General features: G+C 68.8%; 22 protein-coding genes. 15 read left to right on the forward strand and 7 right to left on the reverse strand.

All coding sequences use genetic code 11. The annotated features are described in order from the left end of the window. Positions 1-110: 110 nt before the first annotated feature. The gene (locus HEB94_RS10805; RefSeq protein WP_192749769.1) at positions 111-1262 is read left to right on the forward strand and encodes a sensor histidine kinase; all 1152 of its coding nucleotides are present in this window, start codon (positions 111-113) and stop codon (positions 1260-1262) included. After that, positions 1259-1915, forward strand: a complete 657-nt coding sequence (locus HEB94_RS10810; protein WP_192749770.1) for a response regulator — start codon at positions 1259-1261, stop codon at positions 1913-1915. The genes HEB94_RS10805 and HEB94_RS10810 overlap by 4 nt, the downstream gene beginning before the upstream one ends. 49 nt (positions 1916-1964) lie before the next feature. On the opposite strand, the gene HEB94_RS10815 is transcribed toward HEB94_RS10810, so the two are convergent. The 3 genes from HEB94_RS10815 to HEB94_RS10825 all read right to left on the reverse strand — a co-directional run bounded on the left by HEB94_RS10815 (position 1965) and on the right by HEB94_RS10825 (position 3371). After that, a complete protein-coding gene (locus HEB94_RS10815) occupies positions 1965-2477 on the reverse strand; it encodes a DinB family protein (RefSeq protein WP_192749771.1) in 513 nt (170 codons plus the stop codon). A 97-nt stretch (positions 2478-2574) separates the two neighbouring features. Then, positions 2575-3039, reverse strand: coding sequence for an SRPBCC family protein (locus tag HEB94_RS10820; protein WP_192749772.1), 465 nt, complete (start codon positions 3037-3039; stop codon positions 2575-2577). After that, positions 3036-3371 carry an ArsR/SmtB family transcription factor gene (locus HEB94_RS10825; RefSeq protein ID WP_337918519.1) on the reverse strand — a complete coding sequence of 112 codons (336 nt, stop codon included), beginning with the start codon at positions 3369-3371 and terminating at the stop codon, positions 3036-3038. The genes HEB94_RS10820 and HEB94_RS10825 overlap by 4 nt, the downstream gene beginning before the upstream one ends. A gap of 338 nt (positions 3372-3709) precedes the next feature. On the opposite strand from HEB94_RS10825, the gene HEB94_RS10830 reads away from it, so the two are divergent. The 4 genes from HEB94_RS10830 to HEB94_RS10845 all read left to right on the forward strand — a co-directional run bounded on the left by HEB94_RS10830 (position 3710) and on the right by HEB94_RS10845 (position 8271). Next, positions 3710-3850, forward strand: a complete 141-nt coding sequence (locus tag HEB94_RS10830; RefSeq protein WP_192749774.1) for a hypothetical protein — start codon at positions 3710-3712, stop codon at positions 3848-3850. 239 nt (positions 3851-4089) lie between these two features. After that, on the forward strand, positions 4090-5964 hold the full coding sequence (locus tag HEB94_RS10835) for an FAD-binding oxidoreductase (RefSeq protein WP_192749775.1): 1875 nt from the start codon (positions 4090-4092) through the stop codon (positions 5962-5964). A 112-nt stretch (positions 5965-6076) separates the two neighbouring features. Then, the gene (locus HEB94_RS10840) at positions 6077-6904 is read left to right on the forward strand and encodes a hypothetical protein (RefSeq protein WP_192749776.1); all 828 of its coding nucleotides are present in this window, start codon (positions 6077-6079) and stop codon (positions 6902-6904) included. Between the two features lie 38 nt (positions 6905-6942). Continuing rightward, complete coding sequence (locus HEB94_RS10845; RefSeq protein WP_192749777.1) at positions 6943-8271, forward strand: hypothetical protein; 1329 nt, start codon at positions 6943-6945, stop codon at positions 8269-8271. A 66-nt stretch (positions 8272-8337) separates the two neighbouring features. Here the strand turns inward: HEB94_RS10845 and HEB94_RS10850 are convergent, their stop codons facing one another. The 4 genes from HEB94_RS10850 to HEB94_RS10865 all read right to left on the reverse strand — a co-directional run bounded on the left by HEB94_RS10850 (position 8338) and on the right by HEB94_RS10865 (position 13789). Then, entirely contained in the window at positions 8338-8952 is a 615-nt protein-coding gene (locus HEB94_RS10850; protein WP_192749778.1) for a GNAT family N-acetyltransferase, read from the reverse strand. A 10-nt stretch (positions 8953-8962) separates the two neighbouring features. Continuing rightward, complete coding sequence (locus tag HEB94_RS10855) at positions 8963-10699, reverse strand: glycoside hydrolase family 9 protein (protein WP_192749779.1); 1737 nt, start codon at positions 10697-10699, stop codon at positions 8963-8965. Between the two features lie 2 nt (positions 10700-10701). Continuing rightward, positions 10702-12069, reverse strand: a complete 1368-nt coding sequence (locus HEB94_RS10860) for a GH1 family beta-glucosidase (RefSeq protein WP_192749780.1) — start codon at positions 12067-12069, stop codon at positions 10702-10704. Positions 12070-12160: 91 nt separating this feature from the next. Continuing rightward, the gene (locus HEB94_RS10865) at positions 12161-13789 is read right to left on the reverse strand and encodes a family 20 glycosylhydrolase (RefSeq protein ID WP_192749781.1); all 1629 of its coding nucleotides are present in this window, start codon (positions 13787-13789) and stop codon (positions 12161-12163) included. A 244-nt stretch (positions 13790-14033) separates the two neighbouring features. Here HEB94_RS10865 and HEB94_RS10870 point away from each other — a divergent pair, with 244 nt between their 5' ends. The 9 genes from HEB94_RS10870 to HEB94_RS10910 all read left to right on the forward strand — a co-directional run bounded on the left by HEB94_RS10870 (position 14034) and on the right by HEB94_RS10910 (position 23224). Further along, on the forward strand, positions 14034-15008 hold the full coding sequence (locus HEB94_RS10870; RefSeq protein WP_192749782.1) for an ABC transporter permease: 975 nt from the start codon (positions 14034-14036) through the stop codon (positions 15006-15008). After that, entirely contained in the window at positions 15005-15898 is an 894-nt protein-coding gene (locus HEB94_RS10875) for a carbohydrate ABC transporter permease (RefSeq protein ID WP_192749783.1), read from the forward strand. The genes HEB94_RS10870 and HEB94_RS10875 overlap by 4 nt, the downstream gene beginning before the upstream one ends. A 76-nt stretch (positions 15899-15974) precedes the next feature. Then, a complete protein-coding gene (locus tag HEB94_RS10880; protein WP_192749784.1) occupies positions 15975-17633 on the forward strand; it encodes a type 2 periplasmic-binding domain-containing protein in 1659 nt (552 codons plus the stop codon). Between the two features lie 51 nt (positions 17634-17684). Further along, positions 17685-18419: a ThuA domain-containing protein gene (locus tag HEB94_RS10885; protein ID WP_202896263.1), complete on the forward strand. Its 735-nt coding sequence runs from the start codon at positions 17685-17687 to the stop codon at positions 18417-18419. Then, complete coding sequence (locus HEB94_RS10890) at positions 18416-19252, forward strand: sugar phosphate isomerase/epimerase family protein (protein ID WP_192749785.1); 837 nt, start codon at positions 18416-18418, stop codon at positions 19250-19252. Before HEB94_RS10885 ends, HEB94_RS10890 begins: the two co-directional genes overlap by 4 nt. Beyond that, positions 19252-20238 carry an NAD-dependent epimerase/dehydratase family protein gene (locus tag HEB94_RS10895; RefSeq protein WP_192749786.1) on the forward strand — a complete coding sequence of 329 codons (987 nt, stop codon included), beginning with the start codon at positions 19252-19254 and terminating at the stop codon, positions 20236-20238. Before HEB94_RS10890 ends, HEB94_RS10895 begins: the two co-directional genes overlap by 1 nt. An 81-nt stretch (positions 20239-20319) precedes the next feature. Continuing rightward, positions 20320-21081: a UTRA domain-containing protein gene (locus tag HEB94_RS10900; protein WP_192749787.1), complete on the forward strand. Its 762-nt coding sequence runs from the start codon at positions 20320-20322 to the stop codon at positions 21079-21081. Between the two features lie 161 nt (positions 21082-21242). Beyond that, positions 21243-22280: an SIS domain-containing protein gene (locus HEB94_RS10905; RefSeq protein ID WP_192749788.1), complete on the forward strand. Its 1038-nt coding sequence runs from the start codon at positions 21243-21245 to the stop codon at positions 22278-22280. Then, a complete protein-coding gene (locus HEB94_RS10910) occupies positions 22280-23224 on the forward strand; it encodes an N-acetylglucosamine kinase (RefSeq protein ID WP_192749789.1) in 945 nt (314 codons plus the stop codon). Before HEB94_RS10905 ends, HEB94_RS10910 begins: the two co-directional genes overlap by 1 nt.

Consider the following 23224-nt stretch of genomic DNA (forward strand, 5'->3'; position numbering starts at 1 on the left):
CGTGCGAACCAGCGGAGTACGGCGGCATCAGCCTGAGGCATCATCGGCGGCCGCGGGATCGTACTTTCGGCCGGTTCGGCGCGGCGCGCGGATCTCGTAGCCTCGGCGAGATGAACCCATGGCGTCGACTGGTCGCGCGGGCCGGGATCGCGACCGACATCGGGCTCGGTGCCGTGTTCGCCGGAGCGCTGGCCCTCCAGGCGTCCCAGATCGCGGTGAGTTGGGGTGGCGACTACTGGCTGTTCGGCTGCGTCGCCGGGCTGGTGGTCTGCTCGGTCGCTCTGCTGCGTCGACGTCATCTGGTGGGCGCGGCGAGTGTCGGCCTGGTCGTCGCCGTGGCCGCCGTCCTGGTCGGGTGGGTCGCCGACCTGCCGCACGAGCCCGGGCCCGCGCTGGCTCTGGGGCTGGCCGTCCTGGTGGGTTCGGCGATCCGGGCGCTCCCGGTGCGCTCGGCGGTCATCGTCGCGGCCGGGGGGTTGCTGGTGGTCGCCGCCGGCTTCCTCGTGGGGTTGTCCGGTTCCTCCTCCGCCGTCGTGGCCGTGCTGAACAGCATTACCTGGCTGGGCTCCGTCGCGGCTGGTCTCTACCTCCGCCTGCTCGACACCCAGCGCCGTGCGATCGCCGAGCAGGTACGCCGGGACGAACGCCTGGAACTCGCGCGGGAGTTGCACGACGTGGTCGCCCACCACATCACCGGCATCGTGCTCCAGACCCAGGCCGCCCAGATCGTCTCCCGTAAGAGCCCGGAGAAGCTGAGCGGCTCGCTCGCGGACGTCGAGGCCGCAGGCTCCGAGGCGTTGGCCGCGATGCGTCGTGTCGTCGGTCTGCTCCGCGACGGCGACGGCGACGACGCGGCCGGAAGTACGCCCCGATCCGAACGGCTCACCGACCTCGTCGACCGCTTCACCGCGCTCGGCCCCGACGTACGTCTGCGGCTGCCCGACGGCGAGCCGGGATGGCCTCCCGAGGTGACCAGCACGGTCTACCGGATCGTCCAGGAGTCGTTGACGAACGTCTCACGCCACGCCGCGCATGCCCGCTCGGTCTCGGTCAGTGTCGACCGCGAACGCGACGCCGTCACCGTCGAGGTGGTCGACGACGCTTCGCCGATCCCGACGCGGTACCGCCGTGGTGGATATGGGCTGGTCGGGATGCGTGAACGTGTCGAGGCGCTCGGCGGCACCGTGCTCGCCGGGCCGCGGCCGGGCAGCGGTTGGTCCGTTCGCGCCACGGTGCCGCTTCTCGCCCAGGACCGCCGATGACCATCCGGGTCCTGCTGGCCGACGACCAGGCGATGGTTCGGGGCGGCCTGCGGCTCATCCTCGAGGACCAGCCCGACATCACGGTGGTCGCGGAGGCCGCGGACGGTGTCGAGGCGGTCGCCCTCGCTCGGCAGCTACGCCCGGACGTGTGCCTCCTGGACGTCCGGATGCCTCGCCTCGACGGCATCGAGGTCACCCGCGCGCTGGCCGGCCCGAACGTTCCCGACCCGCTCCGGGTGGTGGTGGTGACCACCTTCGACCTCGACGAGTACGTCTACGGGGCACTGCGCAGTGGCGCGGTCGGCTTCGTCCTGAAGGACGCCGGTCCGGTCCTGCTCGTGGAGGCGGTCCGGGCGGCGAACGCCGGTGACGCGTTGATCTCCCCGTCGGTCACCCTCCGGCTGCTGCGGCGGATGGCGGTGGGCGGTGCACCGGCGACGCACGGGCCGAGCCGACCGCTGTCCGAACGGGAGACCACGGTCGCCCGGGCGATCGCCCGGGGCCGCACCAACCAGGAGATCGCGGCCGAGTTGTTCATCTCGCTCAGCACGGTGAAGAGTCACGTGTCCGGGATCCAGGCCAAGCTCGGCGTACGGAACCGGGTCGAGGTCGCTGCCTGGGCCTGGGAGAACCGGATCGTGGGAACGCCGTGAGGCCGCGCCGGCGGGCCTACCGGCGCGGGTGCACAGCGCGGGTGGTCGGTCAGGCCTGCGCCGTGGCCGGTCGGTCCCAGATGCGTCCGGTGACCCAGGCGTACTCCCAGGCCTGGATGTCGGGTGGCTCGATGCCGAAGCCCGTCAGGATCGCGCAGACCTGCTCCCGGTGATGGTTCGCGTGGTTCAGCGCCTGCGCGAGGAAGATGCCGGCGTGGACCTCGCGGATGCCGTCGTCGACGATGATCACGCGTTCGACGTCGATCGGACCGGCCAGCAGGTGCTCCCAGAGGCGCTCCGCGTCCTCGGCCCACGTCGCGAGCGTGGCCAGGTCGACGTCCTCCTCCTGGTCGAGCCAGGGGAGTGAACCGTCGGTCAGGCGTCGCACGTAGCTTCCGTCGGAGGTGATGATGTGCTGCAGGGTGGCGACGATGCCGCCGAACGTTCCGACGCCCGGCGTCGCGAGCTGTTCCTCGGTCAGGTCTTGCTCCTGGCAGAACGCCACGAGCCTTCGGGTGGCCCAGTTGTTGTGCCGGACCGCGTCGAGCAGGACCTCGTTCACGATCTCCTCCTGCGTCGGAAGTGATGATCGCGCACGCTACCCGGGGTCCCGCTCGACGCTGTACTGCTTTTCCGGCCGCCGACTGGCGTCTCTCGCCCTACTCGGGCTGGTGGGCGTGCTCGGCGGTGAGAGTGGCGACGTAGGCGTCGCAGCGGTCGAGGCTGGTGACGAAGCCCGCCTGCGCCTCGGCGCTGAGGTACGGGGCCGGGACGTTGGTCTGATGCGTGACCACCTCGGTGCGCCCGTCGTGCAGGTCGACGAAGGTGATCGTCGTACGCATGCCACCCTCGACGTCGGCCTCGACCCACACCAGCCGGTCGGGGCGGACGACCTCGGCGTAGACGGCCCGCATGGTGTAGGTGCTGCCGTCGGCGTCGTTGACCATGGTGGTCTCGAAGGCGCCGCCGGGCCGCAGGTCGATGGTGATGTTGTCGACCGGCGTGGTGGTCCCGGTGGGACCCCAGAAATGCGTGAGGTGCTCGGGTGTCGTCATGCAGTCGAACAGCAACTCAGGTGACGCCTGGTGGATGCGCCGGTAGGTGAGCTCACCGGTCTCGGTCATGGTGTCGTTTCCTCTTTCGACGCTGGGGTTCGCCTGGCGCGCAGGGTCGCCAGGTGCTCGTCAAGGCGGTCATGACGGTCGGCCCAGACCTGCCGGTGGAGTGCGATCCAACCGGCCGCAACGTCGAGTTGCTCCGTGTCGAGGGTGCAGGGCCGCGACTGCGCCGTGCGCGTTCGCGAGATCAGGTGGGCGCGCTCCAGCACCTTGAGGTGTTTGGAGATCGCCTGCTGTGTCATCTCGAACGGCTCGGCCAACTGGCTTACCGTCGCGTCGCCCTCGGCCAGACGCTCCAGGATCGCGCGCCTGGTGGGGTCGGCCAGCGCCGAGAACACCAGGCTCAACTCATCGTCAACGACCGTCACACCCCGACCATATCCACAACCGCTCGTTTGCACAACCGGATGGTTGTGTAGGACAGCCGTGTCGACCTCAGGGGAGGAGAGGGCCGCGGCGGGATCGGGGTCTTTGCCCGATGTCGAACGGCTGCGGCGAGTGCGAGGTTCGGGTGAATGATGTCGGGTCGACCAGGGCCGCGGGCTGGGTATAGTTCACAAGAGACTGGCCGGAAGGCCTCAGCCCAGCGGAGACATCTCTTCCCGTGCGCCTGATGTTCGTTCCCGTAGAAGCCCACAGTCCAGACGCCTCGGCCACTGCCGGGGGTCCTCCGGGCGTGGCTTCCGGAGGCGGCACGGAGTTCTACGTCGCGGCGTTCGTCGCCTCATCCATCGGCGCGCCAGGCCAGGGTGACAGCGCGATCGAGCGCTTCGCCCAGGCGGTGGCGACGATGTGGAGAAACCCGCTCATCGCGTGAAGCGCACGAGTGCGTCCGATGGCTTCCTGAGGAGTCGGTGACTCGACCTCAGAGCCGCATTTCCCTTCCTGGTGCGCGTACGGCCAACAGGTAAGGGGACGCGCTCGGCCCCACATCCTGCATGTCCGTAGCTCCGTTCACCTCTCCGGAAGTGGCGAGTACGGAATGCACTCTCGACCCTGTTCCTGTCCCGATCCGTGCTGCCGTCTGCCGCAGCACCAGAGCGGAATTCGGTGATCATGAGCTCGAAGATCGCAACCGCGACAATGCTCCGTTCCTCCGTCCTTGGCCCGGTCTTCCTTCCCGGAGAGGACGGATACGCCGAAGAGGCGTCGCCCTACAACCTGGCACTCACTCACCACCCCGGAATCATCGTCGGCGCGACGAACGCGGCCGACGTGCAGGAGACGGTTCGTTGCGCGAACGCGGCGGGGGCTCCTGTCGCTGTTCTCAACACAGGTCACGGCCCATCCACGGCCTGTCCGGACGATGCCATCCTGATCACGACGCGCAGGATGCGCCACGTGGCAGTCGATTCATCATCCAGAACGGCTCGGGCCGAGGCCGGCGTGCTGTGGGGTGAGGTCGTCGAGCGTGCCAGCGAGCTCGGCCTCGCTGCCCTCGCCGGATCGTCTCCGACCGTGGGGGTGGCCGGCTACACGCTCTCCGGCGGCGCGAGCCCTGTCATGGGCCGAACCTACGGCTGGGCAGCCGATCACGTGCAGAAGATCGAGGTGGTCACCTCAGACGGCCTGCTCCGGCAGGCCACGCCGAGGTCCGAGGCGGACCTCTTCTGGGCCCTGCGCGGCGGGAAGGGAAACTTCGGAGTTGTCACGGCACTGGAGTTCTCGCTCTTCCCGGTGAGCCAGCTGTACGCGGGTGCGCTGATCTTCGCCGGCGATGACACGGAGGCCGTCCTGCGTGCCTACCAGGCGTTCACCGTCACGGCACCAGAGGAGATGAACTCGTCACTGGCCCTTCTGCGCCTGCCGGATGTTCCCTTCGTTCCTGAGCTCATGCGCGGAAAGCTCACGGTGACCGTGCGAGTCTCCTACCTGGGGAGCGAATCTCGTGGTCAGGAACTCGTGCGACCTCTCAGGGACTCGGCGCAACCCATCCTGGACACCGTGGGTGTCCTTCCCTACGCACAGATCGCGTCCATCCACTCCGACCCCACCGATCCCGGCATCGCGATCGAGCACTTCGCCATGCTCAGCGAGTTCACACCCGCAGTGATCGACACGATGCTGGAGGTCGTGGGCCCGGAGGCGTCGACCGGAATCACGATGGTCGACCTGCGTCAGCTCGGCGGCGCGTTGGCCAGGCGGCCCAAGGTGGCGAACGCGATCGGGAATCGTGATGCCGCCTTCGGAGTCTTCGCGCTGACGGTCGTACCACCCGAGCTGGTCGAGGCGTCCAGGGAGTCGGGTCGGGAGCTCACGAAGCGCCTGGAGATCGTGGGGAAGAACTCCGACCGGAATCCGAGCTTTCTCTCCCCTGCCGACGCCGACGGCGATGGTGTGCGACGCGCGTACGAGTCGCACACCTACCGGCGGCTGCAGGAGATCAAGGCGCCAGGTGGATCCGAAGAACCTGTTCAGGTTCAGCCACAACATCCCGCCGCACGAACCGCCGCGCGGCTGATCCGACTGGCTGTGAACGATGGTGTCTGGGTGCGTGACGATCCCGGCATTCGTGGCGTTACTCCTACGGTCATCGAGAACCCAGGAGCATCGCATGTTCAGTGCACGAGGTTGGTCCCTTCGCCTGGTCGCCGCCGCGACCATCGGCGGGTCGCTGCTACTCGCGGCGTGCCAGGCGACCACCCCTCCGGCCACTGCGCACGGACCGAGCGCGCGCCCCGCCGCCAGGGCACAGGGACTCACCGACTACTCCATGCGGGTCACGTTGTTCGCGGGCGGCGATCAGTCGAAGGCTGGGAAGGCCTACGGCCCGGTTCGGCAGGCACTGGAAAGGATCGTCGACCGAACGAACGTCCTCGGTGGCATCGCCCATCGAATGGTCGAGCCGCGTTGGGCGTTGGACGCTCTCTCGGGGGACGAGCAGAGTGCGGATGTCGAGTTGAACGAGGTCTGTGCGACCGGGGTCGGTGAGCAGGCCAGCTTCGCCGTTCAGGCTACCGATCATGGCGGAGGTCTCGGCCGGTTGAAGCGGGCCGCCTGCGTGGGCTCAGGCCGCGGGGTCACCTTCGTTCCTGACCGCCTCGTGAACGCGCTCGACTTGGACGACGTGCCCGGCGTCGTCGCGCCGTACGCGATGGAGGACTTCGTCGCCGCCGCCGTACTGGTCGAACGGTTGGCCGTGGAGGGCTTCTTCGACGGCGGCGGAGAGCTCGCGATTCTCGATCCAGGTAGGGAGTTCAGCCCCGCGATAGCGACCAACATGGAGCGCGCGCTCCAGGACGCGGCGGACATCTTCGACCCACTCATCATCACCGACAAGGTCGACACGCAGGCGCAGATTGACAGACTGGTCGGTCGACTCGTGAGCGAAGGTGTCGACCGCGTCATCTACTTCGACGACGCGCCCACCATGAGCGGAGTCGTCCGGGCCATGGTCGCGCAGAAGTTCACCCCGCCGCTCGGGCTCGTTGCCAACGCCCAGTCCAACTCGGTCATCTCGACGCTGAACTATCCCGCGCGGCAGGTCTACGCGGTCTCGACAGTCGGCGCCTACCCCACGACCAACGGCACCCGCACATCGCTCCCCGACTACGACGTGACCAAGGAATGCCTGACCGCGAAGGACGTCGACACGCTCGGCCTCGACGGGCCGCGCATCTCCGTGGTGCTCGAGGCGTGCGACATGCTGGCACTGATCAACACCGTGATCGACGCTGACGGTACCAAGCCGACCACCGCTTCCTTCTACGACGGACTGGCCAAGGTTTCCAACTTCGAGTCGGCGTATGGCACGACGCTGGACTTCAGCCTCAACCGGATCGGTGCCACCCAGGTGTGGGACCTGCGAGGAGACCCCATCTGCCGCTGCCTCAAAGTGGTGAGCCGCTCGCATTCGGTGTCCATTGACTAGGTGGCGCCGATCGGACCATCAAGACCTGGGAGCGTCGAATGTTCAGCGCACGAGATCGGACCCTCCGCCTGGTCGCCGCCGCGACCGTCGCCGCGACGCTGTTGCTCGCGGCGTGCCAGGCGACAACCCCGCGAGCCGCGTCGGAGGACGCGCGCGCGAAGCCCGCCGGGAAGGCCCTCGGCCTCACCGACTCCTCCATGCCGATCACGTTCTTCGCGGCGGGAGACGAGCGGTCCACACAGTGGCAGACCTACGGCCCGGTCCGCCGGGCCCTGGAGAAGGTCGTCGGGAAGAGGAACGCCGCCGGCGGCATCGCCCACCGGAAGATTGAGCCGCTGTGGGCGTTGGACGCTCTGCGGGGCGGCGCCGATCGAGACGAGGACACCGAACTCGAGGCGATCTGCGCCGCTGGCGTCGGCGAGCGGCGCAGCTTCGCCATTCAGCCGACCGATCACGGAGGCGACCTCGGCCGGCTGCAACGTGCCGGCTGTGTGGGATCGGGCCACAGCATCACCTTCGTTCCCGACCGGGTGGTGAACACCGTCGAGTTCGACAAGATGAACGACGTCGTGGCGCCATACGCGCTGGAGGACGTGACCGCGGCCAACGTGCTGGTCCACCGGCTGACCGCGCGGGGCTTCTTCGAGGGCGACCCGGCCGTCGCCTTCCTCGACCCGGGTGGGGAGTTCGACATCACCGTGCGGACCGTCATGGCCAGTGAGCTGTTGGTGACGGCCGGGATCCTGGAACCACTCATTGTCACCGACGAGGCGGAGACGGAGGCGCAGGTCGGGTCCCTGGTCCGAAAGCTCCAGAGCGAAGGTGTCGAACGTGTCGTCTACTTCGACGACGAGCCCAATCTGGTCGCGATCACGCGCGCCATGGTCGCGCAGGGGTTCACTCCTCCCCTCGCGATGATCGCCAGCGCCCAGTCGAACGCGGTCCTGTCCTCGTCCAGGTACCCGGCGCGGAAGGTTTATGCGATCTCGTCAGTCGGCGCCTATCCAGCGGCGGGTGGCGCGGCGCCCGCAAGCGCGTCGCTACCCGACACCGAGGCTGTCAAGGCGTGCTTGACGGCCTGGGACGGCAGCCGCCTCGAGGTCGACGGCCTGCGCATCCCCACGGTGCTGGAGGCCTGCGACATGCTGGCTCTGCTCGACAGCGCGCTCCCTGCCGCTGTCGAACCATCGACGGCCTCCTTCGCCGACGGCCTGGCCGGGCTCACTCACTTCGAGTCGGCATACGGCGTCACGCTGGATTTCAGCCACGGTCACGCCGGTGCCACCGAGGTGTGGGACCTCCGCGGCCACCCAGCCTGCCACTGCCTTGAGGCGGTGGGCGGTCCGTACCCGTTGGCGGACGAGTAGGACGTGCCCGCGCCTCCGTTGACCGCGGACACGTCCTGGCTCGCATTCGGCTTCGAACCGCGTTCCCTAGCGGTCCTGGAGGTCCATCACCATCGTGGAACCCCAGTCCGCCCGGCGTTCCTCGTGGAAGCCGATCGCCTGGTAGAAGGCGAACGCGCCCGGGTTGCCGCTCCCGACGCCCAGGTGCAGGCCCCGTACGCCGCGGGCGCGCAGCGCGTCGGTGAGGGTGGTGACGAGCCGCCGGCCGAGCCCCGACCGCTGGCCCCTGGGCAGGATGTCGATGTGCAGGTGCGCGGGGTACTTCTCGTAGAGGTCGTCGGGGGTCGGTCGTGAACGGTGGATGTGCGCGATCCGCAGCCAGTCCTGCGTTCCGTCCTGTGGGTCCTGCCCCAGTGACACGGGGTACTGCTCCCGCAGCCCGGGCCACCAGTGCTCTTCCTGCCAGGTCTCGAACTCCAGGGTGTCCGCGGTGGCGATGATGTAGCCGAGCACGCCCTGCTCGTCGACCGCGACGAAGCTCAGACCGGGGTCGGCGACGGGGTAGGGCCCGGCGTAGGTGTGTGCCAGCAGGTCGGGGTTGCGGTAGAGGGCGGTGGCGTCCTGGCCGGAGTCGCCGGTGCGCAGGCACACCTGATACATGCCGGGCAGGTCGAAGGGCTGGTACGGGCGAACCGTCACCATCGATGATCTCCTATCGCAGTGCGGAGCAGGCGAGCAGGAACCACGCGCTGTGGGGGATCCATTGTTCGGCCCACCGCCATGACTCGCCGGTCTGGTGGTGTTCTGGCGGCATGAACGCGATGTCGCGTTCGTTGTCGAAGCCGCTCGTGATGCCGTTCAGGATCCCGCCGGGAACGTTCTGGAAGGCGGTGGAGTACTCCACGTTGTTGCGTCCCCGACCCTGGATCATCGAGGAGTCGAACGGGTTCAGCCCCATCACCCAGTGCAGTTGGTCCTCGGCGAGACGCTGGAGGCGCTCGCGCGAGTCCGGGTCGCAATCGGGAAGCTCGCTGACGAGCAGAGCGGCGAAGGCGATCGAGCAGATGTTGGCGTTCTCGCCCTGCCACCAGTAGCCGGTCTCGTTCTCGTGCGGGTAGAAGAACGCCGCCCGCGGCTGCGCGCCCTTCGGCTGGGTGTACTGCCGGAAGTAGCCGAACGGATTGTCGACCTCGTCGACCAGCCGGGTGACGTCGCGGAGCAGGGTGAACGCCAGGGTGCGTGCGTCGCGCGCGAGCGGGGAGTCGGGGCGCACCTCGGCGAAGCGGATCAGCGCGACGGCGGGCATCCCGGACTCTGCCGCGTGGAAGAAGGGCCGGTCCTCGGCGTCCCCGCGCAGGTAGCCGACCCCGTCCTCGGTCGTCGCGTAACGCGCCATCAGGGAGGCCGCCCGGCGCTCCGCCGCGGCCTCGATCGCCGTGACGTCGATCGCCGTGAGGTCGAGGGCCGCGGGGTTCGTCCGCACGGCGTACGCGAGTTCGGTCGCGGCCATCAGCGCACAGTAGTCGTCGATGATCGACTCCACGCCGTCGTACAGGTAGTCGGAGTTGTGGGCCTGCAGGTGCACGAACCCCCGGTATGCGGCCTGGAGGTACTCCTTCGGCCCGAAGTCCCCGTGGTCGTCGACGGTGGAGGCACGCGCCAGCGCCGCGATCGCCATGCCACCACCCTGCCGGTACGCCGCCTGCCATCGGGTGGTCCGCACGCTGTCCTGCAAGGGTGCGTTGATCACCCGCTCGTCGAGGTTCTTGGTGAGGGCGTCGAAGATGGCGGTGTAGAAGTAGCCGTCGCTCGACTGGAAACGCACCAGGAAGTCCGCGCCGTACAGTCCCTCGTCGCGCATCCGGCCACCCAGGACGCGGGCGAGCTCGGGATGCTTCGCCGCCAGCTGGTCCCGCGCGGCGAAGAACGCCCACGCGCACAAGGGGATCTGCTGGGGGTTCATCATCCGGGTGTAGTTCAGGTGGCTGAGGAACTTGCTGTGGTCCCCGGACGCGTCCAGCCAGCCGCCCCGGGCGTCGACCGAACGCCCGGAGTCGTCGAGGTAGAACCGCGCGGCGCGGTCCTTGCGGTCGATCTCGCCGCTGGAGCGCACCGCCTTGAAGTAGTAGAGGATGTCGGACAGCGTCGAGTGGTGAACCCGTCGTTCCCCGATCGTGAACGGTTCGGACCGTCGGGGTCCCTCGGGCGTGGCGAGCTCGACCTGGAACTCACCCGCGGTCCGCACGTGGCTGAAGTCGACGCGTCGGAACGTCCCCACCGACCATTCGTCGACTTCCAGCTCCGGGCCCAGCTCGAGGTCGATCCGGCTGCCGCCCTCCGTGTCGACGAGCGCCGCGGCGTGGACGGTGCTCGGCGCACGGAGGAGGACGACAGCCTTCTTCGACCCTGACGTGTTGTAGCCCAGGTGGCTCGTCAGGATGTTCAGCATGCTCAGCCGGCCTCGTTGGCCTTGTGCGCCGCGATCCGGTCGGCGTAGTAGCGCGCGGACCGCTTCGGAGTGCGCTGCTGCGTTTCGTAGTCGACGCGCACGATGCCGAACCTGCGGTCGTAGCCGAACGCCCACTCGAAGTTGTCCATCAGCGACCAGGCGAAGTAGCCCTTGAGGTTGACACCCTGTGCGCGGGCGGCGAGGGCCGCGTCGATGTGGCTGCGCAGGTAGTTGGTCCGGTCGGTGTCGTCGACGTAGCCGTTCGCGTCCGGCTGGTCGTCGTAGGCCGCGCCGTTCTCGGTGATGTACCAGTCCGGGCCCGGGTACTCCCGCTCCAGGCGCAGCAACAGGTCGGTGAGCGCCTCCGGAGTGACCTCCCAGCCCATGGCGGTGCGTTCGACGTCGCGGTCGACGGCCTCCGGCGTCGGCCAGCCGTTGTCACCGACGGGTGTCGACCGGACCAGGCGCGAGGAGTAGTAGTTGATCCCGAGCACGTCCACGGGCTGGGCGATGACGGCGAGGTCGCCGTCCTGCACCGGCAACGGGCTGCCGAGCTCGGCGACCTTCGTCGCGATGTCGGCGGGGTACTCACCGCGCAGCAGCGGGTCGAGGTAGAGCCGGTTGCTGAGACCGTCCTCCCAGCGCGCGGCGGCCTTGTCCTCGGCCGAGTCGCTCGCCGGGGTGGCGACGCCGAGGTTGAGGGTGATGCCGACCTCGAGGCCGTCAAGCCTGTCCTGCGCAGCCGCCTTCTCCCGGATCACCTGCGAGGCAAGCCCGTGCCCCAACAGCAGGTGGTGGACGGCGCGCATTCCGGCGCGGGCGTCCTGGCGTCCGGGCGCGTGCGCGCCGACCACGTAGCCGAGCATGGCCGAGCACCACGGCTCGTTCATGGTCGTCCACTGCTGCACCCGGTCACCCAGCGCGTCGTAGGTGAGCCCGGCGTAGTCGGCGAAACGGTAGGCGGTGTCGCGGTTGGGCCAGCCGCCGGCGTCCTCCAGCTCCTGCGGGAGGTCCCAGTGGTAGAGGGTGACCCACGGGGTGATGTCGTTCGCGAGGAGTTCGTCGACCAGCCGGTCGTAGAACGCGATTCCGGCGGGGTTGACAGGCCCGGAGCCGCCCGGTTGGACGCGCGGCCACGCGATGGAGAACCGGTAGACGTCGATCCCGAGCTCGGCCATGAGGGCGACGTCCTCGGGCATCCGGTGGTAGTGGTCGCAGGCGACAGCGCCGGTCGCGCCGCGGAGCACGGTCCCCGGAGTGGCGCTGAAGGTGTCCCAGATGGAGGGGCTACGCCCGTCCTCGGCTACCGCACCCTCGATCTGGTACGAGGAGGTCGCCACTCCCCAGAGAAACGTGGGCTTGTTGTCCATGTGATCCGGCTTTCGTTCGATCGTGCGTGACGGCGGGGTGTGGCGGAGAGGTCCGGTTCGGCAGTGCCTTGGCCACTTCTTGGGGGAGCCACTACGGCTCTCGCGAGATGGACTCGACCCACTTCTTGGTCTCCTCGATCTGCCCGGGCTTGGTACGCCGCCAGACCCCCGTCCCTCCCGTCTGCCACGGGTGAGGTCCGTCCAGCGGACGGTACTCCACGCCCAGCGCGTCGAGTCGTTCGAGATGCCCGGCAAGGCGCCCCCCGAACTCCGCGAGGTCGGCGACGTGGCCGGACCACAGCACCTCCGCGAGCGCGCAGGCACGGGGAAAGGCCAGGTAGTCCAGGTGACGCTCGGAGGGGACCCACTCGGTCCAGATCTGGAACTGCCCGCCGAGGATCCGGGCACGTTGCCGCTCGGGCCAGTCCTGCGGCGCCGGCGCGAACGCCGCCACGTCGGCGAGGGTGATCGGCCCACCTTCGGAGCGCCGTTCCTCCGCAAGGTCGGACTGGTCGAAGTTGAAGTACGTCGGGAACAGCGGCGCGCGGATCACGTCGTGGGACTCGGCGGCCCGGCCCGCCACCCCGTGACCGCGCCACGCCATCACGATCGTGTCGGCCAGCACGCCCTCGGTGAGGAAGCCCTCGTCCCACACCACCATCCGGACGTCACGCTCGGCGAGGAACTCGCCCAGGGACCGGAGGAAGTGCCCGTGCATCTGCTTGACGTCGGTGTAGCCGTGCTCGGCCATCTCCGCGCCGATCACCGGGTCGTCGGACCACCACCGCATGTCGCACTCGTCGCCGCCGAGGTGGACGTACGGGGTGTCGACGTACTCGAGGATCTCCTCGAGGACGTCCTGGAGGAAGGACACGACGGGCCGGGTGGGTGACAGGGAGGAGCCGCCGGCCCAGACGGTGTCCAGGACCGTGGGCTCGCTGCCGGGCTGACCGAGTTCGGGATAGGCGGCGCGGAGCGCGGAGGTGTGGCCCGGGACGTCGAACTCGGGGACGATCGTGATCCCCCGCGCGCGGGCGTACGCCGAGATCTCCGCCAGGTCCTCCAACGTGTAGTAGCCGCCGTGCGGCGTTCCGTCAGGCTCGCCGTCCGGGCCGAGCCGGGTGGACGGGCGCCAACTCCCGACGCTGTGCAGGCGCGGGTGGCGGCGGCTCTCCACCCGCCACCCCTGGTCGTCGCTGAGGTGGAGATGCAGGCGGTTGAAGCGGTGCGCGGCGAGGAGGTCGACGTAGCGCAGCACGGTGCGCTTGGGGAAGAAGTGCCGCGCGACGTCGAGCATCGCGCCGCGCCAGCCGTATGCCGGCCGGTCCACGACGGTCCCGCACGGCACGGTCAGGCCGCCGGGGTGCGCTCCGCGCCGCCAGATCCGCGCGGGGAGGAGCTGCCGCAGGGTGGTCAACGCGTGGTGGACGCCTTCGTAGTCGCCCGCGCGGACCTCGATGCCCGCCTCGGTGACCTCCAGGACGTAGCCGCCGGCCGGCTGCTGGTCGTCGGTGTCTGTCGCGGCGAACCAACTGGTCTGAGTTGTATTGGCTGGTTCGCTCGGCTCCGGGAGCCCCAGGTCGGCGACGAAGCCACGGACGAGGCGCTCGGTCGCGGCCGAGCCGGTGACTCTGACCTCCGTCCTCGCGTCCAACGGACAGCTGCCAGGGCGGGGAGTGACGGCTGACGCTCGCGGCAGGAGCGAGGAGTACGCGTCCACAGGTGAGTCCCGACTGTTGGGGGCGTAGAGCGCCGGCGCGGCCTCACACCCCGCCAGCTCGGATGCAGGGAAGTTACTTGTTGTCTTACTTTGGTGCAAGTGGTACGTTGCCGCTGCTTCAGATGTATCGGTCTGGTCTTACGGGTGTCTATCCCGGAAGCAACAGGTACTTGTCCGCCCGGTGCGCGCCGCCAGTACGGCTGGCGCGCCCCGGTGCTGGGGCGACCCTGAGGAAGAGGTGAGCATGGCAGTCGACGAGGCGGCCGCCCGGGTGAGTGCACCCAGAGCGGCACACGCTCACCCCCCGCACAAGGTGCCGTTCCTGGTCAGGCTGCGAAACGACTCGCCGCTCCTCCTCATGGTCGCGCCGGCCGTGATCGTGCTGCTGCTCTTCACCTACATCCCGCTGTTGGGAAGCGCTGTCGCGTTCATGGACTACGTTCCGTTCCTCGGCTTCACCGGGTCGGAATGGGTCGGCTTCGACAACTTCACGGCGCTCTTCCAGGACTCCGCGTTCTGGAGTGCGCTTTCCAACACATTGCAGATCACCTTCCTGCAGTTGGTGCTGTTCTTCCCGCTGCCGATCCTGCTCGCCGTGCTGCTCAACGCCGTGGCGCTTCCCCTGGCCAGGCGGTTCGTGCAGTCGGTGATCTACCTGCCGCACTTCCTGTCGTGGGTCATCATCGTCGCGCTGTTCCAGCAGATCCTGGGCGGTGCGGGGGTCGTCAACCGGTTCCTGCTCACCCACGGCCTCAGCGCGATCGACGTGATGTCCAACCCGAGCACCTTCAAGCTGCTGCTCACGATGCAGGGGATCTGGAAGGACGCCGGGTGGGGAACGATCATCTTCCTCGCCGCGATCGCGGCCATCGATCCGGGGCTGTACGAGTCAGCCGTGATCGACGGTGCGAGTGCCTGGCGTCGGTTCGTTCACGTCACGCTCCCCGGCATGCGGCCGATCATCATCCTGATGCTCATCCTCCGCCTCGGTGACTCCCTCACCGTGGGCTTCGAGCAGATCCTGCTGCAGCGCGACGCGGTGGGGCCAGGTGCCGCGGAGGTTCTCGACACCTACGTCTACTACCACGGCGTCGTCGACGGGAGTTGGGGAACGGCGACCGCCGCCGGCCTCCTCAAGGGAGTGGTCAGCCTCCTGCTGGTCCTGCTGGCGAACAAACTGGCCCACAAGCTTGGTGAGGAAGGCGTGTACCAGCGATGACGTCTCTTGACCGCCCCGTGTGGATGGGCCGGCCGAAGCCGGTGGCCCTTGCCCTGAAGGGCCTCGCGCTCATCCTGATCAGCGGCGTCGTGATCTTCCCGTTCCTGGTCGTCGTCTCGACCAGCCTGGCGACCACCCAGGAGATCAACCAGAACGGTGGCTACGTCATCTGGCCGAGCCACTTCTCCTTCGAGGCGTACCGGCAGATCTTTGACGGGACGCAGGTGAGCAGGTCCATCGTCATCAGCGTGGGGATCACGCTGGTCGGCACCGCGTTCAGCCTGTTCTGCACCGTGCTGGCGGCCTACGGCCTGAGCCGCAAGGGCTCGCTGTTCCAGCGCGGCCTGCTCTCCTTCGTGCTGCTCACCCTGCTCTTCGCGCCGGGAATGATCCCGGTCTACCTCATGGTGAAGCAGCTCGGGATGCTCAACACCTACTGGTCGCTGATCATCCCCGGCGCGGTCAGCGCGTTCAACGTCGTCATCATCCGCGGCTTCATCCAGGGAATTCCCCAGGAGTTGTTCGACGCTGCCCGGATCGACGGCGCCGGCGAGTGGCGGATCCTGTGGTCCATGGTGTTGCCGCTGTCCAAGGCGGTCATCGCCGTCGTCGGGCTGTTCCTCGCGGTGGGCTACTGGAACAACTACTTCGGTCCGCTGCTCTACCTCAACGACACGAACATGTGGCCGCTGCAGCTGGTGATGCGGTCGTTCGTGCTGGAGAACCACGTCACGTCGACCGCGACGCACGTCCCGGGTCAGGTGGCGCCACCCGCGCAGTCGGTGCAGATGGCGCTCGTGGTGATCGCCACCCTGCCGATCCTGTGCGTCTATCCCTTCCTGACGAAACACATGTCGAAGGGAATGCTCACGGGGGCCATCAAGGGCTGAGCCCTGTCCGTCAACCACCAATTGCTCGGCTCGCGGACGTTCGAGTCGTCCGCGCACAGAAAATAAGGAAGTGACCATGGCGAGCAACAACGAGTCAGGTCCGCAGGTGCCTGGGTACCAGGTCAGTCGTCGGTCCCTGCTCAAGGGCACCGGTTTCGCCGCCGCGCTCGCGGCGTTCGGTGTCCCGCTGGCCGCGTGCGGCCCGGATTCGGGCGGCGGATCCACCACGGAGGCGGCCAAGTCGGTCAAGCTGCCGACCTACGTGGAGCCGACCAAGCCCCAGCCCCAGTTGGCGGGTAACGCGCAGGGGCTCATGGACGTCTACGCGTCCTTCCCCATGGACGGGCCGAAGACGGTGGCCGGCCCGGTCGGTGACGGCAGCGACTTCAACGTGCTCATCATGACCTACGGGCAGCCCCCGCCCCCGCTGCCGCAGAACGCCTACTGGCAGCTGCTGAACAAGCAGCTCAACCTGAACATCAAGCCGCTCATCGTGCCCTACGCCGACTTCGCGACGAAGTTCCCCGCGATGGTCGCCGGCGACGACCTGCCCGAGGTCGTGTCGGTTCCCCTCTACGAGAACGTCGCCCGGCTTCCGCAGCTGGCCGAGTCGCAGTTCACCGACCTGTCCGACTACCTCTCCGGCGACGCGGTGAAGAAGTACCCGAACCTCGCCGGCATCCAGGAGGCCGGCTGGCTCAACGGCTACCTCAACGGCCGGATCTACGGCGTACCGAAGTCCGACCCGATCTACACCGTCCAGATCTACACCAAGACCGACGTGATCGAGGCGGCCGGCGGCAACCCGCAGCCGAAGAACCTCGCGGAGTTCAAGGAACTCTGCAAGGCCGTCACCAACAAGAAGGCGGGCGTCTACGCCTTCGGCGGCGGCATCGGCGACATCATGCAGATGTCCTTCGGCGTGCCGAACAAGTGGACGGCCAACAGCGACGGAACCTTCACCTCCGCCTACGAGCACGAAGGGTTCGTTCCGGCCATCTCCGAGATGGCGGGGATGTACAAGAGCGGCTACTTCCACCCCGACACGGCGACGATGAGCAAGGTCCAGCGCGACGCGCTCTTCCGGTCGGGCAAGCTCGCCATGATGCAGGACGGCACCCGCTCGGTCGGCATCGTGGCCGACGACAAGGACGTCGTCTTCGGCATGATGGTCCCGTTCGAGAAGGACGGCGGCAAGTCCCTCTACTGGACCGGTGGCGGCGCCTACGCCATGACCATGATCAAGAAGTCGGCCAGCAAGGCGCGAGTCGAGCTGTTCCTGCGCGTCATGGACTACATCGCGGCCCCGTTCGGAGCCCAGGAGTCCTTCGTCATGAACTACGGCGCGAAGGATTCGGACTACACCGTCAAGGACGGCGTGGCGGTGCTGACCACGCGCGGCCAGCGCGAGCAGGACCTCGGCTTCGCCTACATCGCCGGTGGTCCGCAGGTCCTGTGCAACCCGCAGGGCGCCCCCGGTGTCGACAAGGCCAACTACGAGTGGCAGGAGAAGGTCGTCCCGATGCTCCTGCCCAACCCGGCCGCGCACCTGTACTCCCAAACCAAGAACACCAAGGGCTCGGCGCTGGAGCAGCAGATGCAGGACGCCATCACCTCGGTGTTCCTGGGCCGCGCCTCCGCCTCCAGCCTGACCGCGGCGGTCAAGTCCTGGAAGCAGAACGGCGGCGACGCCATGGCCAAGGAGTACGCCGAGGCGGCCAAGAAGGCCGGCTAGATCGGGTAGGCCTGGTACGCCGAGAGGATCGAAGGACAGGAGCTGCACACGATGAGGCTGAGGGCTTCGCGGTCGGCGATGGTGATCGTCGACGGAACCGACATCCACCACGACCTGATCGGGGCCGCGCTGGCGCTGCAGGAAGTGGTCATCGAGGCGGGACTGCCGGCGGCGCGAGCGGTCGGCATGGACCGCTTCGTCGACCCGATGCCCGCGACCGCCGAAGCCGACGCCTACGTGGTCTACCGCTCCAGCGTCGCCTTCGATCCCGGCCAGCAGCGTGCCCTGTCCGACCTGGTCGCTACCGGCAAGGGACTGGTCGTTCTGCACGCCAGCAACCTCTTCGGATTCGGCCCGGGCGGCCTGGACGCCGACCGGACCGGGTTCGAACTGGTGGGATCCCGCTACATCTCCCACGGGGACGCGGGCTCGGAGGGGCGTTTCGCGGTCGAGGTGCGCGGCGGGCATCCGGTGACGCGGCACCTGGACGACTTCGAGATCGACGACGAGTACTACGTCATCGAGCACGCACCCGACGTCCAGATCCTGGCCGAGCGCACCACGCCCGCCGGACCGCAACCGCTCGTCTACGTACGCGAGCACGGGCTCGGCCGGGTCTGCTACATCGCGCTCGGCCACGACGGCCGCGCCTGGGGCAACCCCGGCTTTCGCCAGTTGGTACGCCAGGCCACGCTCTGGGCGGCCCGCGTCCCCGAGGACGACATCGCGTCCTGGTCGACGCGCTGGCCGCTGGGGAACGGCCGCACGATCGAAGGGGACGCATGACCGGACCGGCGGAGCAGCACGACGCGGGACAGGTCGATCCCGCGCCCATCGCCGTACAGCTGTGGTCCCTGCACCGTGAGGCCGCACGCGACCTGCCGTCCGTGCTCGAACGCGTCGCCGAGATCGGCTACGTCGCGGTCGAGACCTACGACCTGTACGGCAACGCGCCGGCAGCGATCCGCGCGGTGGCCGACGGCCTCGGCCTGCGCATCTGCAGTTCCCACGCGCCCTTCCCCGTGGGAGACCGGGCCACGGCGATCCTCGACGACTACCAGGAACTCGGGGTGTCGACGCTGGCCTGGAGCCTCGAACCGGAGGAGTTCACCTCGCGGGAGGCGATCCTGCGCGGTGCGGAGCGGATCAACCAGGCGTCCGCGAACGCCGCGCGGCGCGGAATGCGGATCGCCTACCACAACCACTTCGCGGAGTTCCGCAACGCCTTCGACGGCGAGCAGGCCTACGACATCCTGCTCGGTGCGCTCGATCCGGCGGTCGTCGTCGAACTCGACACCTACTGGGTCCAGACGGCCGGTCTCGAACCGGGACCGGTCGCGGCGGCCCTGGGCGAGCGCCTGGAACTCATCCACATCAAGGACGGCCCCGCGCAGGGGATGGACGACGAGATGGTCCCCTTCGGCGAGGGCGCGGTCGACCTACCGCGCACCGTGCGGGCCAACCCCGCGGTCCGGTGGAACATCGTCGAGATGGACCGCTCCCGGCACGACATGTACGACCTGCTGCGCGGTTGCTACGACTACCTCGTCGGCCGCGGACTCGCGGTCGGAAGGCGACCCGTCGAGGGCTCCGCGACAGCTACGAAGGTGAGGCCGTGATGGGTTCGCTCCGAGTGCTCTTCCTGGGCGGTACGGGTGTGATCAGCGCCGCATGCGTGCGCGACGCGCTCGAGGCCGGAATCGATCTCACCGTCCTGACCCGAGGCCGGACCACGACGCGCCCGGTGCCGGACGGCGTGCGGACGCTGCACGCCGACGTCCACGACGACGACGCGATGCGCGCCGCACTGGGCGAGGAGGAGTTCGACGTCGTGGTGAACTTCGTCGGATACACCCCCGCCGACGTGCAGACCGACGTGGCCCGCTTCGCCAGGAGAACAGGACAGTACGTCTTCATCTCCACCGGCTCGGTCTACGCCCGCCCGCCACACCTACCGGTGGTCGAGTCCTCCGCACGGCGACACAACGGGTTCGACTACCCCCGCAACAAGCTGCTCTGCGAGGAGACCCTCGAACGCGCCTTCCGCGGCGAGGACTTCCCGGTCACGATCGTGCGGGCCGCCCACGTCTACGACCGGACCGTCGTCCCCAACCTGACCGGATGGACCACCATCGCCCGCTGGCGGGCCGGAAAGCCGGTCGTCGTCCACGGGGACGGCACGTCGTTGTGGAACCTCATGCACGCCGACGACTTCGCCCGCGGACTCACCGGACTGCTCGGCAACACCCACGTCGTGGGCGAGAACGTCCACATCACCTCCGACGAGATTCTCAGCTGGGACGAGATCCACGTCCTGCTCGCCCGCGCCGCGGGTGTCGAACCGCGCCTCGTGCACCGGTCGAGTGAGGACATCGGCCGCGAGATCGACTGGATGGGCACCGTTCTGAGCGAGGACTTCCGCTACTCGATGGTCTACGACAACTCCAAGATCAAGCGCCTCGTACCCGGCTTCGCGTCCCGGGTGCCGTTCGCGCAGGGAGCACGCGAGATCGTCGAATGGTTCGACGCCGACCCGTCCCGCCAGCGGTACGACGCGGCCATGGACGCCGCCTTCGACCGTCTGGTCGGAGGTCGTGATGGATGAGACTCGGCGAGGCGTACCCGATGTGAGAATGTCGTTGGGTATGCCAACGGACGGGTGGGTTCGGGGAAGGACGTGGACGGCGTGAACGTGGAGACGAAAGCGGCGCTCCTCGCCTCGGACAGCCATGAACCCCTGTGGGTACGGGCCGCCGAGGTCATCGAGCGGCACGTGAACGAAGGGACCTTCGCTCCGGACCGGCGACTCCCCACCGAGCGGGAGCTGTGTGACCAGCTGGGAGTCAGCCGGGTCACGCTGCGGCGCGCGCTCCAGCACCTGGTCGAGGGCGGCGTGCTGCGGTCCTCACACGGACGCGGCTGGTACGTCGCCGCCCGATCCGACCGCGAATGGCCCAACTCCCTGGAGTCCTTTACCGAGACGGCACGGCGCAAGGCCCTCGTCCCGACGTCGAAGGTTCTTCGGGCGGAGGTCAAGGAAGCGTCCCTCGACGAGGCGGACGAGTTCGGAGTCGCGGCCGGAACCGAGCTGTTCGTCCTCGAACGGGTCCGGATGCTCGACGGTGTCGCCATCGGCGTGGACGCCTCCCGCGTGGTCCTCAACCTCGCGCCGGGACTCGTGAACGCCGACTTCACCAACGCCTCCCTCATCCAGGAGCTGGCGGCGCAGGGAGCCGAGCCGGTCGCCGCGGAGTCGATGATCGAGGCACGCGGATGCGCCGAGGAGATCGCCGAGCACCTCGAACTCCAACCCGGGGAGCCCGTTCTGGTCATGTCCCAGTCCATGACCGATGCCCGGGGACGGGTCGTGCTCGTGTCCACCATCACCTACCGGGGCGACCGCTACCGCCTGCGGACGTCCTTCCTGCGTTCTGGCGGACCCACCTGACGACCGACGCGACCACCCACAAGGTAGGTCGCGGAGGACCACAAGACTCGATGTGACGTCCGCTGACCATGCGGGCGCCGATGGTCGCGCGGTGCGCGGGTCGCCTTCGGGCGCCACGCGCACCGACACGGCGCGACGGAAGTGTGAAAGGAAGACCCGACATGCCCGGTGTAAGGATCCCCTATCTCGACGGGCGGACCGGCCAGTCCGCCGCCCTCGAGCGGATCGCGTCACGTGTGGGGGATCAGCTCACCGGTCTCGCAACTCCGGACGGCGCACTCCGTGGGTGCGCGCGCCCGGTGTTCGTGGGTATCGGCGCCAGCTACGCAGCACTCGCGCTGCCGGTGGAGGTCCTCGCCAGCGGCGGCGTACCCGGTCGCCGGGAGCTCGCCGGTGAGATCGGATCGGGCGTTCGGTTCGCGGACGCGGACCTGGTGGTCGGCGTCTCCCAGTCGGGCCGCAGCCCCGAGACCATCGACGCGCTGGCGATGGTGCCCCTGAACCAGCGGGCCGCGGTGGTCAACGTCGTACCGTCCGGGCTGGCCGACTCCGTCGCGCACGCCGTCGACCTCGGCAACGAGCCGGACAGCTACGCCTCGACCATCGGCTACACCGGCACCCTGGTGGCCCTGTCCATGCTGGCCCGCACCATGATCGGCTGGACGCCGGCCCAGGTCGCGGCGGAGTGGGCCGGCATCGGTTCGACCCTCGACCGGCACGAGATCGCCATGGCCGCCGTGGTGGACGAGGTCGCCCAGCGGGCTCACCACGTCGTCGCCGCCGACGTGGTGGCCTCGGGTGCGGCGCGTTCGACCTCGGAGTCGGGTGCACTGCTGCTGCGTGAGGTCTGCCGGGTGCCCTCGGCCGCCCTCGTCACCCGCAACTACCTGCACGGCGAGATGGAGTCGGCCGGTGCGACCCTGCACGTCGTCATCGGCGATGGCCGGGAGCTGGAGCTGGCCCGCTCCCTCGCCCGCGCGGGTCACCTCACCCTGTGCATCACGACGACCGCTGTCGAACCCGACGACCACCTCCACGTCGCTCGGATCTCCGAAGACCTGCCGGTGCCCGTCCGCACGGTGCTGCAGACCGCGGTGCTGCAGCGGCTCGCGGGTGCCCTCGCCGCGGTGCGAGGCGTCGACATCGAGGAGTTCGTCTTCGACAACACCGACACCAAGGTCGAGGAGCCGGCCGCCTGATGTCGTGCCTCGTGTTCGGCGTCGACGTCGGCGGAACGAAGACCCAGATCCGGCTGGTCGACGCGGAGAGCGGGACGGTCACGGCCGACCGCACCGTGTCAAGCTCGGATTGGCAGGCGAGCCGGGTACCGGAGGCGGCCGGGTGGTTGGCCGCCCAGCTGCGACCGCTATTCCAGCCAGGCGACGAGCCGCTGCTGACCGTCGTGGGGGCGCACGGCTGCGAGACCGAGGAACACTGCGCGCGGCTCGCGGCCGAACTCCAGGCCGCGCTGCACTCCCCGGTCACCGTGGTGAACGACGCCGAGCTGCTCGTGCCGGCCGCCGGCCTGGACGACGGCATCGCCGTCGTGGCCGGGACCGGATCCGTCGTGGTGGGCAGGCACCAGGACACCGGGGAACGCCTGACCGCCGGCGGCTGGGGCTGGGTCCTCGGCGACGAGGGCTCCGGCTCCGCGCTGGTGCGCGACGCCGCTCGCGCCGTGCTCGCCCGGGCCGACGAAGGTCTCCCGCCCGAACACCTCGAGGCCGCGCTGCTGCGTTCCTTCGACGTACCGGACCGGGTCGAACTCGCCGCGGTGATGAGCTGGAACGACGGGGTGGAGACGTGGGGCGCGCACGTCCCGGCCGTCTTCGAGGCCGCGGATGCCGGGTCCTCGCCGGCGCGGGAGGTCATCCGGACCGGTGGCAGTTCCCTCGCGCGCCTCGTCGTACACCTGGCCCGGCGCGGAGCGAACGCCGACGCCGTCGTCGTCGCCGGTGGCGTCATCACCCACCAGCCGCGGCTGAAGACGGCGTTCGAGGAGGAACTGCGCTCCCACTTCCGCGACATCCCGATCACCCTTCTCGAGGTCCCGCCGGTGCAGGGGGCGGTCGAGTTGGCGCGGCGTGCTGTCGTGGGTGGAGGTACGCCTGCGGACCAGGTGAGGTCCGCGGCTCGTCCGTAG

The organism is Actinopolymorpha pittospori (assembly GCF_014873875.1).
Classification (GTDB): domain Bacteria; phylum Actinomycetota; class Actinomycetes; order Propionibacteriales; family Actinopolymorphaceae; genus Actinopolymorpha; species Actinopolymorpha pittospori.